Below are 16,685 nucleotides of genomic sequence, written 5' to 3' on the forward strand. Positions count from 1 at the left end.
TACTTTCCTGCCATGAGCCTTCACCGCGTGGTGTGTCTCCTCCTGCCGCCCCAGTCCACCTTCGAGCTGGCCTGCGCCGCCGAGGTCTTCGGCCTGAACCGGCCCGGCCTGCCCATCCGTTACACGTTCGAGGTCTGCACCGAACAGCCCGGCCCCCTGCCGACGCTGGGCGGGTACGACATGGTGGTCACGCAGGGGCTGCCGGCCCTGGAGCGCGCAGGGACCGTGCTCGTCCCCGGCTGGTCGCAGCGCGCGAGCACCCCCTCGCCACGGGCGGTGGATGCGATACGGCGGGCACACCGCCGCGGCGCCCGGATCGTCGCGCTGTGCTCCGCCGCCTTCCTGCTCTCCGAGGCCGGACTGCTGGAGGGCCGCAGGGCGACCACCCACTGGCGCATGGCCGACGAACTCGCCGCGCGACATCCTGGGGTCCGGGTCGAGCCCGACGTGCTCTACGTCGACCTGGGCGATGTCGCCACGAGCGCGGGGGCGGCCGCCGGCATCGACTTGTTGCTGCACCTGATCCGCACCGACCAGGGTGCTGCCTACGCCCATCAGGTGGCCCGGCACATGGTCATGCCTCCCCACCGCGAGGGCGGCCAACTGCAGTACGCCACGCTCCCTTTCGGCGGCGAACGCACGCCCGACTCCTTGGCTCCCGTACTCGACTGGGCGGCCGAGCGGCTGCACGAGCCGCTGTCCGTCGACGACCTCGCCTCCTTCGGTGCTGTCTCCCCCCGCACGCTCGCCCGCAGGTTCGCCGAGCAGCTCGGCACGAGTCCCGGCAACTGGCTGCTGCGTCAGCGGGTCATGGCGGCCCTCACCCTGCTGGAGGAGACCGATCTGCCGGTCGAGACGATCGCGGCCAGGACCGGTCTTTCCTCGGCCGCCAATCTCCGGCGGCGCTTCCACGCCCTGGTGCACACCACGCCCGCCGCCTATCGACGCTCCTTCCGGCACGACGCGGCGGGAACGCGCCCGGGGAGTGGTTCCCCAACGTTTTCGGCCTGACGGATGCGTCCCCCTCCCCCGTTCTTGTTCATCGTTGGAGCGCAAGGGGAACCCAGGAGGCGTACGCCGTGGAAGCGGATCCCGCCCAGACGGCGGCGGTCGACCAGGGGCGGCGGGCGGCGGCCCGCAGGAGGGTGCGGGCCGTTGCGGGGCGGGCCCGTCCCCGCACGGTGGCGGTGAACGGCCGGCCGGCCTCGGTGTCGAGGTGCACGGTCAGGTCGAGCCGTTCCTCGGAGTACGGCAGCCGCATCCGGTAGTGGCCCTCGACCGGGAAGGACGGCGAGACGCAGAACCTCTTCTCCGCCCGCACCCTGCCACCGGCGTCGGGGTGCAGCAGGTAGCAGTGCCGCTGCCCGTACGTGTGGTGGACCTCCGCCACCACGCACACCAGGGATCCGGAGATGTCGTGGCACCAGTAGACACTGAGGGGGGTGAAGGGGAGCCCGATCACACGGGCGTGGCGAGCATCACCACGCGCCCGCCCTCGATGTCGATGTCGCGGGAGGCGAGGAACTCCTCCAGTCCGGCGCGGATGGTGTCGGGCCGGCCCGTGAAGTGGTCGCGCGGGTCGAAGCGGGCCAGCGGGCGCAGCGGCAGGGGCAGCACCGGCAGCCGGTCGAGGTCGACGCACCACAGGTGGGTGCGGCGGCGGACGTCGTGCCGCAGGGGCGCGGTGGGGCTGTGCACGACCACGCACTCGTACAGTGCGGCGGCGGGCGCCGCTTCCCCGGCCGTCACCGGGGCACCACCAGGGTGCGGACGGCCGCCGCGCCGCGGCGGCGGCCGTCCCCGTGGGAGCGCCGGACGTGCCACGCCTCCACGGACGCGGTCACCCCGGTGCTCAGGGTCTCGTGGAGGGTGGCCTCGTACGAGCGGGCCAGGACGGGGGCGGCCGGCAGGCCCGCTGTCCCGGCGCCGTTCCTCTCTGCTTTCCGGTGGTCCACCTCAGCACTCCCGCCACTCGCCGCGCCGCCGGGTGCGGTCGCTCACCCGTTCTTCGCAGCGCGGCGCCGCGTGGATGGGTTCGAGTGGCGGGTGGGCCCGGTGCGTCAGGTGGGAAGGGCCATCAGGAGCAGGGGGGCGCTGGTGGGGTGGAGCGAGCCTCCGGCGGGTTCGAGGGTGAGCCCGACGGCGCCGGCGTCGGCGGGGTCCCCGTCGATGAGGACGCTGCCGTCCTGGCGGATCAGCCCGGCGGGGCGCATGGTGCCGTCGTGGTCGAGCCAGAGCTGGTAGGTGGTGCCGGGGGCGGCTGCGGGCAGGCCGGAGGCGGTGAAGACGGCCCTGTTCTGGCGCTCGGACGCGACGACGGTGGTGGCCGCTCCGTTGGCGGTCCGGCCGTGGACCGTACGGGCGTCGGGTGCGGCGAGTACGGTGCTGACGTCGTCGAGGCGCTGTTCGGCCTGGCGTGCCCGCTGCTGGTACTGGTCGTTCTGCTGGTTCTGCCAGGCCGCCAGACCGGCGAACGACGCCGCCGCGACCACACTGGCGGCCAACGCGAGGGGTACGGCGCGGCGCCGCAGCCTCCTGCCGAACGGGGCCGTCGGTGCGGTGTGGGTGACGCGCGGGGGCAGTTGGCGTACGCCGTCCACGGCGGCCATGACGCGGTGCTTCATCGCGTCGGGCGGGGTGTGGGCGGCGGCGTCCGCCAGGCGCGCCGCGGTGGCTTCGAACCCGGCCACCTCCTCGCGGCACACGAGGCACTGCGGCAGGTGGTCGGTGAAGGCCTCCCGCTCGGCGGGGTCCAGGGCGTCGAGGGCGTAGGCGGCGGCGAGGGTGTGGAGGTCGGAGTGGTGTTGCTTCATGCGGTCACCCCCATGCAGTCGCGGAGCCGGATCAGCCCGTCGCGCATGCGTGTCTTGATGGTCGGCAGCGGTGTGCGCAGGGCTTCGGCGACCTCACGGTAGGTCAGGCCACGGTAGTAGGCGAGGGTCACGGCCTGGCGCTGGAGTTCGGTCAGGCCGTGCATGCAGCGGCGTACCTGCTCGCTCTCCAGGCGGGTCTCGACCTGCTCGGCGACCTCGTCGAACGCCGTCCGGTGCTCGCGCGCGGCCTGGGCCTGTTCCCGGTCGGCGGAGGCCTGGGCGGAGCGGACCCGGTCCACGGCCCGCCGGTGGGCGATGGTCGCCGCCCACGCGGTGACGCTGCCGCGGTCGGGACGGTAGCGGGCGGCCTGCCGCCACAGATCGATCATGACCTCCTGCGCCACCTCCTCCGACTGGGAGCGGTCGCGCACGACTTTGATGACGATCCCGAACACCATGGGCGCGAGTACGTCGTAGAGGGCGGCGAAGGCCTGCTTGTCGCCGTGGGCGACCTGCGCCATGACCTCGGCGAGGTCGCTGCGGCCGGCGTGACCGGCGCGGCCGGTGCGACCGGGACCGAACGGGAGGGGTTGGTTCACCGGGCGGGCTCCGGGTGGGGCCGGGGGGTCCGCCCCCTGGGTGTCCTGTCCATGTCGTGGTCCTCGTTCCGGGCGCGGTGGCGGGGGTGGTCTGTCCGAGGGTTCTTCGTAGCGGAAGTGCCGGCGGATGGCCGGACTTTTGGGAATCGGAGCGATTCCGGGGCTGAGTGGGGTGCGGGTGGGGTTCCGGGGCCGGGGCCCCGGAACCCGTAGCGCGGCCGAACCGCTACCACTTGTCGTGGCAGTCCCAGTGGCCGGGAACCCAGTGGTTCACCGAGTGTGCGGGCACCCAGTGCCACTTCCAGTGCCCCTTGCTCCACCAGCCATGGTGCCACTCGCCGTGGTGGTCCCAGTAGCCGTGGTGCCAGGTGCCCGGGTGCCACTGGCGCTCCCAGTGGCCCTTGTGGTTCTTCTTCTTCCCCCAGGCGCACCGATCATGGTGGCGGTCGCCCCAACGGTCGTGGCGGTTGTCCCGGTCGCGGTCGTGGCGGTCGCGGCGGTTGTCCCGGTCGCGGTCGCTGGTGGGTGTCGAGTCCATCATTGCCGGTGCTGTCGGTGCCGCCGGTGCGGTCGTCACGGCCGTCGGGGCGGCGTTCGCCGTTCCGGACAGCCCGAGCAGCGAGCCGCCTGCCAGCAGCGCGGCGGATGCGGCTGCGACGGCCAGGCGCTCCATGTGCCTCGAAGCGGTCATCGGGCTCACCTCCTCCCTTTCATGAGGTTCATCAAGCATTCGGCTTCGTCCGTTTCTTCACCATCTGGAGCGTCACCACGGATTCGTGACGAACGGAGTGAAGGATTGCCAACAGCGTCAAACCTCCATATCTCCTCCCTTCGGAGTGCGTGCAGTGAACCCTGTCGACCCTGCTCGGAGCGCGTTGCGCCCGCCGCCGGGTACGGGGCCGGGTGGGCCGCTTCCCGGGCAACGGCCCCTGCTTCCGGCTCCTCGAACCGTCGGAGCCGCTCGGTTGCCCCTGCGGGCTCCCGTGGTCACGCCCGTCCTGACCCCGGCCGTCCCGACTCCCCGCTCCCCCGCCGGCGCCCCGGCCCGACCCCCTGCCGTGGCCGATGCCGCCCGGACCGCCCACCCGCCCGGCCGCCTCGCCGCTGCCCCGGCCGACGGCGCGCCCGGCGGCGCCCTGGCCCGCCGACCGAGCAGCGCCCTGGCCGGCCGCTTTGCCGGTGCTTCGACCGGAGGCCTTGCCGGTGCCGAGGGCGGACGCCTTGCCGGTGCTCTGGTCCAGCGCCTGGCGGGTGCCTTGGCTGGAGGCGTTGCCGGTGCTTCAACCGGAGGCCTTGCCGGTGCCCAGGGCGGAGGCCTTGCCGGTGCTCTGGTCCAGCGCCTGGCGGGTGCCTTGGCTGGAGGCGTTGCCGGTGCTCGGCGCCGGAGTCCGGCCGGTGCTTTGGCTGGACGCGTTGCCGGCGCCTTGGCCGGGTACCTGGCCGGCACCTTGGCCGGAAGCCTGCTCCGAGGCTGCGCCCGGGGCCGGGCCGGACGCATGGCCAGTACCGTGGCCGGACGCATGGCCGACGCCGTGGGCCGGAGCCTGGCCGGCGCCTTCGCCGGACGCGTTGCCGGAGGCTTGGCGGGACGCGTTGCCGGAGCCTTGGCCGGACGCGTGGCCGCAGCCTTGGCCGGGAGCCTGGCCGGCACCTTGGCCGGACGCGTGGCCGCAGCCTTGGCCGGGTGCCTGCTCCGGGACTTCACCCGGGGCCTGGCCTGTTGTCTTGGCCGGGCGGGCATCGGTACACCGGCGGAAATGCTTGCCCTGGCGGGAGCCACTGCCCCAGCCTTGGCCCGTGCCTTGGCCAGGAGGCGGTTCCGGGGTTTGCCCAGAGCCCTGGTCCGGCGCTGCAGCCGGGCCACTGCCGGATACGTCGGCCTTCTCCCGGCCGGCCTGTGCCGGACCCCCGTCGCGACCGTGGCGGGAGGCATGGCCCGGGCCCTGGCCGGCTGCCGTGCCAGTACGGTGACCAGGCGCCTTACCGGTGTATGGGCCGGGAGCCTGCTCCGGGACCTCACCCGGGCCCTGCCCGAAACCTCTGGCTGCAATCCGGCCGCGAGGTTGCCCGGGGGCCTTGCCCACGTCCTGGCCAGAGCCCGTGTCAGTGCCTTGACCAGGAGCCTTACCGGCGTCTCGCCCGGGAGCGTGCTCCGGGACCTCATCCGAGCCCTGCTCCCGGGCCCCACCCGACCCCTGCCCTGATCCTTTGCCCGTCCTCCGGCCGGGAGACTGCCCTTGCCCGACTCCGCGCGCGGGGCGGCACCCGGTTGCTTCACAGGGTCCCGGCCTGACCTCCGGCCCGTCTCCCGGCCCGACCCCGGCTCGGAACCCTGGCGCGACTCCGGGCCGGAATCCCGGCCCGACCCCTGCGCGGGGTCCTGGGCCGAGCCCTGCCCGGCTGCCCGACCCGGTTCCTTCTCGGGGCCGTGGCCCGGACCCTTTTCGGGATCCCCTTTCGGCACCTCCGTGGACGCCTTGCCGGTATTCCGGCGTTGACTCGTACCGGGAAGCTTGCCCGACGTCTCACGCGGGGCCGTGCCCGGCTGCTCGCCGGACCGCCGCCGGCCGGCCCCCCTCGCGGGGTCGTGGCCCGACCCGTGCCCGGGATCCCGGCCCGACTCCTTCCCGGAGACCCGCTTCTGTACCTTCTGGGGCGCCTCCCCCGAAGTTTGGCCCTGGCTCGACCCTGCCCTCTCTCCGGACTCCCCACGCGGGGCGGCGGTACCCGGCTGCTTCGCGGGGTCGCGGCCCGCCCCATTCCCCGGGTCTTGGCCCGACCCAGGGTCTCGGCCCGGCGCCGGGCCGAAGTCCTGACCCGATTCCTTCCCGGGGGCCTGCTTCAGCACCTTCTCGGGCGCCTCGCCCGAATTCCGGCCCTGACCCGACCCGCCGTCCTTGCCCGACTCGCCGCCAGGGGCGGTGCCCGGCAGCTTCCCGGGGTCCCGACCGGACCCCTTCCCGGGGGGCCGCTTCAGCGCGTTCTCGGGCGCCTCCCCCGAAGTACGACCCTGATCCGACCCTCCATCCTTGCCCGACTCCCCGCCCGGGACGGTGCCCGGCAGCTTCCCGGGGCCCTGACCGGATCCCTTCCCGGGAGCCTGCTTCGGCACCTTCTTGGGCGCCTCGCCCGAAGTACGACCCTGGCCCGACTTCGGATCCTTGCCGGACGCCCCGCGCGGGGCGGTGCCCGGCTCCTTCCCGGGGCCCTGACCCGACCCCTTCCCGCCCTTCTCGGGGCCCTGACCCGATCCCCTCTCGGGGTCCTGACCCGACCCCTTTCCGGGGGTCTGTTTCGGCACCTTCTCGGGGGCCTCGCCCGGGTTCCGGCCCTGGCCCGACCCACCATCTTTACCGGACTCTCCCCGCGGGGCGGTGCCCGGCGCCTTACCAGGGTCTTGGCCCGACCCCTTCCCGGGGTCTTGGCCCGACCCAGGGCCGGGGTCCCGGCCCGACCCCTTCCCGGGGTCCTGACCCGATCCCCTCTCGGGGTCCTGATCCGACCCCTTCCCGGGGGCCTGCTTCGGCACCTTCTCGGGGGCCTCGCCCGGGTTCCGGCCCTGGCCCGACCCACCATCCTTGCCCGACTCCCCGCCCGGGGCGGTGCCCGGCTCCGTACCGGGGTCTCGGCCCGATCCCTTCCCCGGGCTCTGCTTCGGCGCGTTCTCGGGGGCCTCGCCCGGGTTCCGGCCCTGACCCGACCCACCATCCTTGCCCGACCCCCCGCCCGGGGCGGTGCCCGGCTGCTTCCCGGGGTCCTGGCCCGAGCCATTACCCGGGTCCCGGCCGGATCCCTTCCCGGGGTCCTGACCCGATCCCCTCTCGGGGTCCTGACCCGACCCCTTCCCGGGGGCCTGCTTCGGCACCTTCTCGGGGGCCTCGCCCGGGTTCCGGCCCTGGCCCGACCCACCATCCTTGCCCGACCCCCCGCCCGGGGCGGTGCCCGACTGCTTCCCGGGGTCCTGGCCCGAGCCACTACCCGGGTCCCGGCCGGATCCCTTCCCGGGGTCCTGGCCCGAGCCATTGCCCGGGTTCTGGCCCGGTTGCTTCTCGGGGGCTCCGCCCGGTGCCTTTTCGGGGGGCTGCTTCGGTTCGTTCTCGGGGGCCTTGCTGGGTGTGCGGTCCTGGTTCGGCTCGGCGTGCTCGGTCGCGTCCCCGCGGGGGGCCGTGCCCGGCTGCTCGCCGGCGCCCTGCCCGGGGCCCTGGTCCGGGGCTTTCTCCGGCGGCTTCGCGGGGGACTCGCCCGGGTTGCCGCCGTGGTCCGGTCCCGTGTCCTGACCGGGCACCTTGCCCGGGGGCGGACCCGGCTCCTTGCCGGGGGCCTTCTCCCCGCCCGTTCCCCACTCCTCCACCCGGCCCGTGCCCTGCCGTTCGCCGGTGTCCTTCGCAGGCGCCTTGCCCGGGGCCGTGCCCGTGTCGCCGCGGGGCGTCGGGGCCGTTCCTCCGGGGGCCGGCGGCAGCGCCGGGTACGGCAAGCCGGCCGGGTGGTTCGGTGGCGGCTCGACCTGGCGGTCCGAACGCCCCCGCACCGCACCGCTGGGCCGCTCGTACCAGGCCTTGCGACCCGGATCGTAGACCGTCACGGCCTTCACCGGTTTCGCCGCGGGCCTGACCGCGACCAGCTCGGCCGACCGGAACGCAGACCACTCCGTCCCGCTGAGCCTGGCCTTCCCCTGCACCGCGACAGGCGGCGTCAGGGGATTGCCGCAGGCGCACCGGACCCGCGGGACGCCACGCCCGTCCACGAGGACGGACGTACCGGCCTGCAGGATCGCCTGGTAGCCGGTCGGAGCGTCGTTCTTGTACCCGTGGTTGGTGACGCGGGTGTCCCAGCCCAGCCGGACCGGCGTGAGCGAGCGCAGGTACGCCGGTATCCCGGCCTGCCGGACGCCCAGCGTGGTGGCGAAGGCGCTGCCCTTGTCGGTGTGCTCCGTGAGGAACCTGATCTGCTTCTCCACGTCGCAGCTCGCGACGTTCCGCGTGCCCCCGTACAGGCCCGGGTGGCTGCCGTCGACGGCGAGGGTGCGCGCACCGCTCGCACCGCCCTGGGCCACCCCGGTCGCCCCGGGCGGCGGGCCGATCGGTTCCGGGTCGGTGGCCGTCGACGGGGTGAAGGGATCGGGCCCGGCGGCCGCGGCGGCCTCCAGGAAGACCTCGCCACCAGCGGCGGGGTTGCCTCCGAGCACGGTGAAACCGACGACCGCCGCCGACACCACGGCGGCTGCCGTGGTCGCGCTCAGCACGGTCCTGCGGGACCGCCATCGCCTCTTGGGGCGTTCTGCGTCGCCGTCGGCCGGTGCCGCGAGCGGCCGCGTGGGCAGGGACGCAGACGGGGGCGGGGGCGCAGGCACCGGCGGCGGGGCCTCGGGGGCGGGTGCCGGCTGCGGTCGAGCACCGCGGCCCGACAGCGGACCGGGCGGCGGGCCGGTGGGCTGCTCGGACGAGGGAGGCGGGGGCGGGGAGCTCACGACACTCGCCCCCCGAAACGGGACACGGGTACGGGTACTGGTACTGGTAGTGGTACTGGTACGAGGATCGTGACGCGCATGTGCTCGCTCCTTCTGGCCGTCAACGCCTCCACATCCCGGAGGGGATCTTCGGAACACCGGTGCCGCGCCGTGGGAGTCGGCGAAGGGACGGCCCGGACGGGTCCGCCCCTTCACCTGCGACATCGGTGGGGCCACATACGACGTGGCTCGTCTTACGAGTAGGCCCCCTGCCCCAGGGACCCGTCACGTCGCGTGGTTTCGGGACTTGACAGGGCCCCGCAGTCCGCTCGCCGGTGATTCTTGACAGCTCGAAGTGTGAGTGGTTCATTACTCATATGACAACGGAACGACGACGCCAACTCTCCTCCGCCGAAGAGCGGCGCGAGACCGTCCTGCGCACCGCCATCGGCGCCTTCGCCGCACGCGGCTACTTCGGGACGACCACCACGGAGGTGGCCAAGGCCGCCGGGATCTCCCAGGCCTACGTCTACCGGCTGTTCCCGAACAAGGAGGCGCTCTTCACCGCCGTCGTCGAGCGGTGCTTCGCCCGGGTGCGGACCAGCCTCGAAGAGGGGGCCGCACAGGCACAGGGCAGTAGCCCCGAGGCCGTACTGCACACCATGGGCGACACCTACGCCCGCCTGATCGCCGACAAGGACCTGCTTCTCGTCCTGACCCACGCCCAGGCGGCGGCCGTGTCCGAGACCGCCGTGCGCGAGGCCGTACGCGTCGGCTACGCCCGGATGGTTGAGTACGTGCGCGGCGCGTCGGGTGCGGACGAGACCGACGTGCAGAAGTTCTTCGCGACCGGCATGCTCTGCCACCTGCTGGTGTCACTGGACGCGCACGAGGTGGACGCGCCCTGGTCGCGGACACTCTCGGCCGGCATCCGGCACTACTAAAGGTTGTTGCAGAAGGTCCGATTCGGGCAGGCTTGCGCGGTGCTTGACCTGCTGTTTCACCGTGCCATGGCGAGGTTGTGCATGACGGCGACGGCCTGGACGGCGTGGTGGAGGCCGTCGCCCCTTTGGCGGCAGTCGCGCAGGATCTTCCAATTCTTCATCCGGGCGAAGGTGTGCTCGACGCGGGCACGGACCCGGCGGTGTTCGGCGTTGTCCTCCTCCTGGCCGCGCAGGAGGGGGCGGCCGGCCCTTCTGCGGTGCGGGACGATCAGCCCGGTGCCCAGGTAGGCGCCGTCCGCGATCACCGTCGTCCCCGCGGCCGCGGCGGGCAGGTCCGACTCCCGCCAGACATGCGCGTCGGCCTTGTTGCCCGGCGCCGGTCGGGCGCTCGCGACGACCAGGCGGGTGTCGGCGTCGATGATGACCTGCACATTCGCTGAGAACCGGTAATTACGCGAGGACGCGCCGACGGTGCGGTCCCGCACCGGGACCAGCGTGCCGTCCACGATCCACAACCGCTCGACACCGGCGACGGGCCGCGGGGCCGGCTCCAGCGCGAGGAGCGGACGCAGCCGCTGGATGACGCGGCAGACGGTGGCCGGGGAGATCCCGAAAAGCGGCGCGAGCTGCCGCATCGTGAGGTTGGTGCGGTAGTACACGGCCACCAGCAGCACCCGGTCCGCCAGCGGCAGACACCACGGCCGGCCGCCACCCGGGCCGTTGCCGCCCCGCTCCCTCACCACCCTCAGCAGCCGCTCGAACCGGTCCATCCGCAACCCGGTGAACGTCTCCACCCACAGCGGCTCAGCCAGCGGGACGGCCGGCGGACGACGCCGGCGGTCCGCCCACTTTTTCGACCCCATGAGTGAGTGGTCAACCACACACAGGAGATCGCGCATGCATTCCCCCGCCCTGACGCCCGACGGCCGGTCCGCAGCCCCCAGGACGACCGCCACGGCGACCCTCGCAGCCCTGGCCGCCGCCCAGTTCGCGGTCACCCTCAGCACCTCGATCGTGAACGTCGCACTCCCCGCGGTACGCGACGGGGTCGGGCTGACCGAGAGCGGGATGTCCTGGGTCGTCAACGCGTACGGACTCGCCTTCGGCGCGCTGCTGCTCCTCGGAGGCCGGGCGGCCGACCTCCTCGGGCGCCGCCGCGTGCTGGCGGCCGGACTCGCCCTCTTCGCCGGGGCGGCCGCCGCCGCCGGACTGGCGAGCGACCCCTGGATGCTGATCTCCGCCCGTACGGCCCAGGGCATCGGTGCCGCCGCCGTCGCGCCCGCCGCCCTCTCCCTCGCCATGCGGCTCCACCCGCCCGGCCCCGCCCGCGCCAGGGCCCTCGGCGTCTGGGGTGCCGTCTCCGGCGCCGGCGGCGCGGCCGGGGTACTGCTCGGGGGCGTCCTGACCGAAGGCCCGGGATGGCCCTGGGTGTTCCATGCCTCCGGCATCGGCGCGGCGGCGGTGCTGGCCGCCACCCTGCGCCTCGTACCCGCCGACCCCGAGCGGGTCGACGGATCCCGCCCGCCGCTCGACGTGGCCGGCGCCCTCACCGTCACCTCCGGCCTGGTCGCGCTCGTGTACGCACTCACGGCCGCGGGGGGCTCGGGCTGGACCGATCCCCTCGTCCTCGGCGCCCTCGGCGCGGCGGCCGTCCTGCTGACCCTCTTCGTACGGGGCGAACGGCGGCACCCCGCCCCGCTGCTTCCGCCGCGGCTGCTCACACGCGGCGCCGTGGCCCCCGCCAACCTCGTGATGGCGCTGCTCGGGGCGGTCTGGGTCGGCCTGTTCTTCTTCCTGCCCCTCTACCAGCAACAGGTCCTCGGAGCAGGCCCGTTGGAAGCGGGCCTGTCCCAACTCCCGCTCGCCGCGGCCAACATGATCGGATCCGCTCTGGCCCCCGTACTGGCCCGCCGCATCGGCCCGCACCGGGCCCTCCTGGCGGGCCTGGCGGTCCAGGCCGCCGGCTTCCTGTGGCTGGCCGGGGTCCCGGCCGACGGCAGCTTCCTCACGCACCTGCTCGGCCCCGTCCTCCTCGTCGGAGTCGGCCTCGGGGTGGCCTTCGTCCAGCTCACCGGATCGGCCGTAGCGGATGTCGAGCCCGCCGACGCCGGACTGGCCGGGGGTCTCGTCAACACCACCCGCCAGATCGGCGGGGCCGTCGGGCTCGCCGTCCTGGGCACCGTGGCCGCCGCCCGCACCGCCGCCTCCGACCTGCCGCGCACCGCGGCCCTCACCGAGGGGTACCGCACGGCCTTCCTCCTCTCGGCCGCCGTCCTCGGCGTCGGGGCCGCCCTCACGCCTGTGCTGGCCCGCAGGGCCCGGCCGGCGCCGCAGCCCACCCCTCCCCCGGCGCGGGCAGCCCTCTGCCCGTCCTCCCGAACCCACTCGTCACACCGCTGATGACCCCACCGATCACACCGCCCCAGGAGTCCTCCATGACCACGCACCCCATTGCCGTCGACACCACGGCCCCCGTCGTCGTCCGCGCCGTCACGACCGTGCAGGCGCCGCTGTCCACCGTCTGGGACCTGCACACGGACATCGCCGCCTGGGCCGGCTGGAACCCCGACGTGGACCGGGTGGAATACGCCGGTCCGCTCGCCCCGGGTACGGCGTTCCGCTGGCTCACCCACGGACTCGACATCACCTCCACCCTCCACCAGGTCGTCCCCCGGGAGCGGATCGTCTGGGGCGGCCCGGCCCACGGCATCGACGGCATCCACGTCTGGACCTTCCAGGAGGCGGCGCCCGGCACCGTGACGGTGTGCACCGAGGAGTCCTGGAGCGGGGCCCCCGTCGAGGCCCGGCCCGCGGAACTGGAGCAGCTGCTGCGGCAGTCGCTGGACGCCTGGCTCCGCGCTCTGAAGGACCGGGCCGAGGCACTGGCCGGCGCCCCGGCCGAACGGCACTGACCGCAACACCACCGCTCCCACCCCGCACTGCCTCCCGACCGTCGCACTCCCCCTCCACGAGCTGAGGAAACCGCCATGACCAGCACCGCCAAGCCCTACCTGACCGGCCACTACACCCCCGTCGCCGACGAGATCACCGCCACCGGGCTCCGCGTCGAGGGCACCCTCCCGCCCGAGCTGACCGGCCGCCTCATCCGCAACAGCCACAACCCCAAGCCGGGGATCACCCCCACCCACTGGTTCAAGGGCAGCGGCATGGTCCACGGCATCCGCCTGCGCGACGGTCGCGCCGAGTGGTACCGCAACCGCTGGGTCCACACCCCGGCCCTCGACGGCGCCCCCTACATGACCGACAGGGGCCCCGACCTCACCGCCAGCACGGCGGGCACGCACGTCATCGAGCACGCCGGCCGGCTCCTCGCCCTGAGTGAGGCGGCCCTGCCCTTCGAGCTGACGGCAGACCTGGAGACCGTCGGCACCTACGACTTCGGGGGCCGGCTGACCTCGGTGATGACCGCCCACCCCAAGGAGGACCCGGTCACCGGCGAGCTGCACTTCTTCGCCTCCTCCCCCTTCCCTCCGTACCTGATCCACCACGTCGCGTCCGCCGACGGGCAGGTGCTGGAGAGCCAGGAGGTACCGGGCGCGAGCGCCGCGCTCAAGCACGACTTCGCCCTGACCGAGCACTATGTGGTGTTCCTGGAGGGGTTCCGTGGCCTTCGACCCGGCCGAGCACTCGGGGATCCCGTACAGCTGGAACGACGAGCAGGTCTCCCGCATCGGCGTCATGCCGCGCACGGCGGCGGGAGCGGGCGGCCGGGCCCGCGAGATCCGCTGGTTCGAGATCGGCCAGGGCTACGGCATGCACTTCGCCAACGCCTACGAGGACCCCTACGGGCGCATCGTCGTCGAGGGGCCGACCGTCGGCCGGGACGGCTGGCAGCGTTCGTGGAACTGGTGGGTCGGCGCCGAGGACCGGGGGGCCGAACCGAACTCCGGCTCCCGCAGCACCCGCTGGACCGTGGATCTCGCGGCCGGATCGGTCAAGGAGGAGCTGACCGACGACCTCACGGTGGAGTTCCCGACCATCAACGAGGCCTTCCTCGGCATCGAGCACCGCTACCAGTACGCCCTGGCCTTCCCCGACGACCTGGGGATCGCCGCCCACACGCTCGTCAAGTACGACCGCACCACCGGAGCCCGGCAGCTGCTGCCGTTCGGCGCGGGCCGGCTCCCCAGCGAGGCCGTGTTCGTACCCGCCGAGGGCACGGGCACCGCGCAGGAGGACGCTGGGTACCTGTTGACGGTGGTCAGCGACCTGAACGCGAACGCCTCACAGCTCCTCGTCCTGGACGCCTCCGACCTGAGCGTCCCGCCCGTGGCGACGGTCCACCTGCCCCGCCGGGTCCCGGCCATGATCCACGGGTCCTGGATCCCCGACGCGGCCGCGTGAGCGACACATGGCCCGACGCGTGACCGGTGCCCGGGTGAGCCACGTCTCACCTGGGCTCCGCCGCTTGTCCATGCAACGAGTTGCATAGCAGGATCGGGGCATGGCGCTCGAACACGCGATCCTCGTCTCCCTGCTGGAGAAACCGGGCTCCGGCTATGAGCTGGCCCGCCGGTTCGAACGGTCGATCGGCTACTTCTGGACCGCCACGCACCAGCAGATCTACCGCGTGCTCAAGCGCATGGAGGGCGACGGCCTGCTCGTCGTCCGTACGGTCCCGCAACAGGGCCGGCCGGACAAGAAGGAGTACTCGGTCGCCGGTCCCGGCCGGGACGCCCTCGCGCAGTGGCTGCACGAGCCGATCGAGCCCGAGAGCCTGCGGCACGACCTCGCCGTGAAGATCCGCGGCGCGGCCTTCGACGACCCCGCCTCCCTGATCGGCGAGGTCGAACGCCACCAGCAGGCGCACCGGGACCGCCTCGCGCGCTACCTCGCCGGCGAAGTGCGGGACTTCACCGGTCCGGGCGCACCCGCGCCGCTCGACGCCGGCCAGGAGCTGCAACACGTCGTGCTGCGCGGCGGGATCGCGCAGGAACGGATGACTATCGCCTGGCTGGACGATGTCCTGGCCACGCTGCACCGGCTCGGCCGGAGCGCACCGCCCGCGCCGCCGACCGCGACCTCGCGGGCCGCGACGGACCTCTGAGCCCGCTGGGACCGCGACCGCCGTCCCTCCTTCCCCATCCCTGCGCGCACCCGCGCGCACCCGACCCGACCCCTCGGAAGGTGATCCGCCATGTCCGACCCTCTGCTGTTCCACCCGCACACCTACGACCCGGCCCACTTCGACCCCGAGACCCGCAGGCTGCTGCGCGCCACCGTCGACTGGTTCGAGGCCCGCGGCAAGCGGCGGATCATCGAGGACTACCGCACGCGTGCCTGGCTGGCCGACTTCCTCGCCTTCTCCGCCAAGGAAGGACTCTTCGCGACCTTCCTGACCCCGGCGGCCGCCGCCGGTGAGGACGAGCCGGACAAGCGCTGGGACACGGCGCGGATCGCGGCTCTCAACGAGATCTTCGGCTTCTACGGCCTCGACTACTGGTACGCCTGGCAGGTCACCATCCTCGGCCTCGGTCCGGTCTGGCAGAGCGACAACGCCGCGGCCCGCGAGCGCGCCGCGCAACTCCTCGCGGACGGCGAGGTGTTCGCCTTCGGCCTGTCCGAGAAGTCCCACGGCGCGGACATCTACTCCACGGACATGCTGCTGGAGCCGGACGGCGACGGCGGTTTCCGCGCCACCGGCTCGAAGTACTACATCGGCAACGGCAACGCCGCAGGCCTCGTGTCCGTCTTCGGCCGCCGCACCGACGTCGAGGGCCCCGACGGCTACGTCTTCTTCGCCGCCGACAGCCGCCACCCGGCGTACCGGCTCGTGAAGAACGTCGTCGACTCCTCCAAGTACGTCAGCGAGTTCCGCCTGGAGGACTACCCGGTGACTGCCGAGGACGTCCTGCACACCGGGCGCGCCGCCTTCGACGCGGCGCTGAACACCGTCAACGTCGGCAAGTTCAACCTCTGCACCGCCTCGATCGGCATCTGCGAGCACGCGATGTACGAGGCCGTCACGCACGCGCACAACCGGATTCTCTACGGCCGGCCCGTCACCGCCTTCCCGCACGTGCGCCGGGAGCTTGCCGACGCCTACGTGCGCCTCGTCGGGATGAAGCTGTTCAGCGACCGGGCCGTGGACTACTTCCGCTCCGCCGGGCCGGACGACCGCCGCTACCTGCTCTTCAACCCGATGACCAAGATGAAGGTCACGACGGAGGGCGAGAAGGTCATCGACCTGATGTGGGACGTCATCGCCGCCAAGGGCTTCGAGAAGGACAACTACTTCGCGCAGGCGGCCGTCGAGATCCGGGGGCTGCCGAAGCTGGAGGGCACGGTCCACGTCAACCTCGCGCTGATCCTCAAGTTCATGCGCAACCACCTGCTGGAGCCCGCCGAGTACGCGCCCGTGCCGACGCGGCTCGACGCCGCCGACGACGCGTTCCTCTTCCGGCAGGGGCCGGCCCGCGGTCTGGGCTCCGTACGCTTCCACGACTGGCGCCCGGCCTACGACGCGTACGCCGCCGTGCCGAACGTCGCGCGGTTCCGGGAACAGGCCGATGCCCTGGCCGAGTTCGCGGCCACGATCGCACCCGACGAGGCGCAGGGCCGCGACCTGGACTTCCTGCTGTCGGTGGGCCAGCTGTTCGCGCTGGTCGTGCACGGCCAGCTGATCCTGGAGCAGGCCCGCCTGACGGACCTGGACGAGTCGGTGCTGGACGAGCTGTTCTCGGTGCTCGTGCGGGACTTCTCCCAGCACGCCGTCGAACTGCACGGCAAGGACTCCAGCACGCCGGAGCAGCAGGCCTGGGCCCTGGCCGCCGTCCGCCGCCCGGTCGTCGACGAGGCCCGCTCGGCCCGCGTGTGGTCGCGGGTCGAGGTCCTGTCCGGTGCGTACGAGATGGCGCAGTAG

The 16,685-nt window shown here is 73.4% G+C and carries 13 protein-coding genes and 2 pseudogenes; 8 read left to right on the forward strand and 7 right to left on the reverse strand.

What is annotated here, in order from left to right:
- The first annotated feature begins 12 nt into the window (after positions 1-12).
- Positions 13-1,011, forward strand: coding sequence for a GlxA family transcriptional regulator (locus IF89_RS0104885; RefSeq protein ID WP_043193010.1), 999 nt, complete (start codon positions 13-15; stop codon positions 1,009-1,011).
- Here IF89_RS0104885 and IF89_RS41785 read toward each other — a convergent pair.
- From IF89_RS41785 to IF89_RS49585, 6 genes and pseudogenes are all read right to left on the reverse strand, one after another.
- Positions 939-1,749 (reverse strand): annotated as a pseudogene (locus tag IF89_RS41785) (DUF1365 domain-containing protein). The gene IF89_RS0104885 and the pseudogene IF89_RS41785 sit on opposite strands and share 73 nt — an antisense overlap.
- A complete protein-coding gene (locus IF89_RS0104895) occupies positions 1,746-1,955 on the reverse strand; it encodes a hypothetical protein (protein WP_030761647.1) in 210 nt (69 codons plus the stop codon). Before IF89_RS0104895 ends, IF89_RS41785 begins: the two are co-directional and overlap by 4 nt.
- Positions 1,956-2,060: 105 nt before the next feature.
- Positions 2,061-2,813 carry an anti-sigma factor gene (locus IF89_RS0104900; protein ID WP_030761649.1) on the reverse strand — a complete coding sequence of 251 codons (753 nt, stop codon included), beginning with the start codon at positions 2,811-2,813 and terminating at the stop codon, positions 2,061-2,063.
- Positions 2,810-3,412 (reverse strand): ECF RNA polymerase sigma factor SigK, encoded by a 603-nt coding sequence (sigK, locus tag IF89_RS0104905; protein ID WP_030761652.1) that lies wholly within the window; start codon positions 3,410-3,412, stop codon positions 2,810-2,812. The genes IF89_RS0104900 and sigK overlap by 4 nt, the downstream gene beginning before the upstream one ends.
- Positions 3,413-3,638: 226 nt before the next feature.
- The gene (locus IF89_RS0104910; protein WP_078628095.1) at positions 3,639-4,103 is read right to left on the reverse strand and encodes a hypothetical protein; all 465 of its coding nucleotides are present in this window, start codon (positions 4,101-4,103) and stop codon (positions 3,639-3,641) included.
- 117 nt (positions 4,104-4,220) lie between these two features.
- The gene (locus IF89_RS49585; protein WP_420706880.1) at positions 4,221-9,083 is read right to left on the reverse strand and encodes a DUF6777 domain-containing protein; all 4,863 of its coding nucleotides are present in this window, start codon (positions 9,081-9,083) and stop codon (positions 4,221-4,223) included.
- Between the two features lie 152 nt (positions 9,084-9,235).
- Between IF89_RS49585 and IF89_RS0104920 the strand changes: the two genes are divergently transcribed.
- Complete coding sequence (locus IF89_RS0104920) at positions 9,236-9,802, forward strand: TetR/AcrR family transcriptional regulator (protein WP_030761658.1); 567 nt, start codon at positions 9,236-9,238, stop codon at positions 9,800-9,802.
- Positions 9,803-9,858: 56 nt separating this feature from the next.
- On the opposite strand, the gene IF89_RS0104925 is transcribed toward IF89_RS0104920, so the two are convergent.
- Complete coding sequence (locus IF89_RS0104925) at positions 9,859-10,572, reverse strand: IS5/IS1182 family transposase (RefSeq protein WP_051806801.1); 714 nt, start codon at positions 10,570-10,572, stop codon at positions 9,859-9,861.
- A 127-nt stretch (positions 10,573-10,699) separates the two neighbouring features.
- On the opposite strand from IF89_RS0104925, the gene IF89_RS0104930 reads away from it, so the two are divergent.
- From IF89_RS0104930 to IF89_RS0104950, 6 genes and pseudogenes are all read left to right on the forward strand, one after another.
- Positions 10,700-12,202: an MFS transporter gene (locus IF89_RS0104930; protein ID WP_063831246.1), complete on the forward strand. Its 1,503-nt coding sequence runs from the start codon at positions 10,700-10,702 to the stop codon at positions 12,200-12,202.
- A 35-nt stretch (positions 12,203-12,237) separates the two neighbouring features.
- Positions 12,238-12,714 (forward strand): SRPBCC family protein, encoded by a 477-nt coding sequence (locus IF89_RS0104935; protein ID WP_043193017.1) that lies wholly within the window; start codon positions 12,238-12,240, stop codon positions 12,712-12,714.
- A gap of 75 nt (positions 12,715-12,789) precedes the next feature.
- Positions 12,790-13,359: pseudogene (locus IF89_RS48980) on the forward strand (carotenoid oxygenase family protein); the annotation flags it as partial.
- 67 nt (positions 13,360-13,426) lie between these two features.
- Positions 13,427-14,167, forward strand: coding sequence for a carotenoid oxygenase family protein (locus IF89_RS48985; RefSeq protein WP_267882087.1), 741 nt, complete (start codon positions 13,427-13,429; stop codon positions 14,165-14,167).
- Positions 14,168-14,267: 100 nt separating this feature from the next.
- Positions 14,268-14,870 carry a PadR family transcriptional regulator gene (locus IF89_RS0104945; RefSeq protein WP_030761671.1) on the forward strand — a complete coding sequence of 201 codons (603 nt, stop codon included), beginning with the start codon at positions 14,268-14,270 and terminating at the stop codon, positions 14,868-14,870.
- A 90-nt stretch (positions 14,871-14,960) separates the two neighbouring features.
- A complete protein-coding gene (locus IF89_RS0104950) occupies positions 14,961-16,685 on the forward strand; it encodes an acyl-CoA dehydrogenase family protein (protein ID WP_030761674.1) in 1,725 nt (574 codons plus the stop codon).

The organism is Streptomyces sp. NRRL F-2664, assembly GCF_000719345.1.
Classification (GTDB): Bacteria; Actinomycetota; Actinomycetes; order Streptomycetales; family Streptomycetaceae; genus Streptomyces.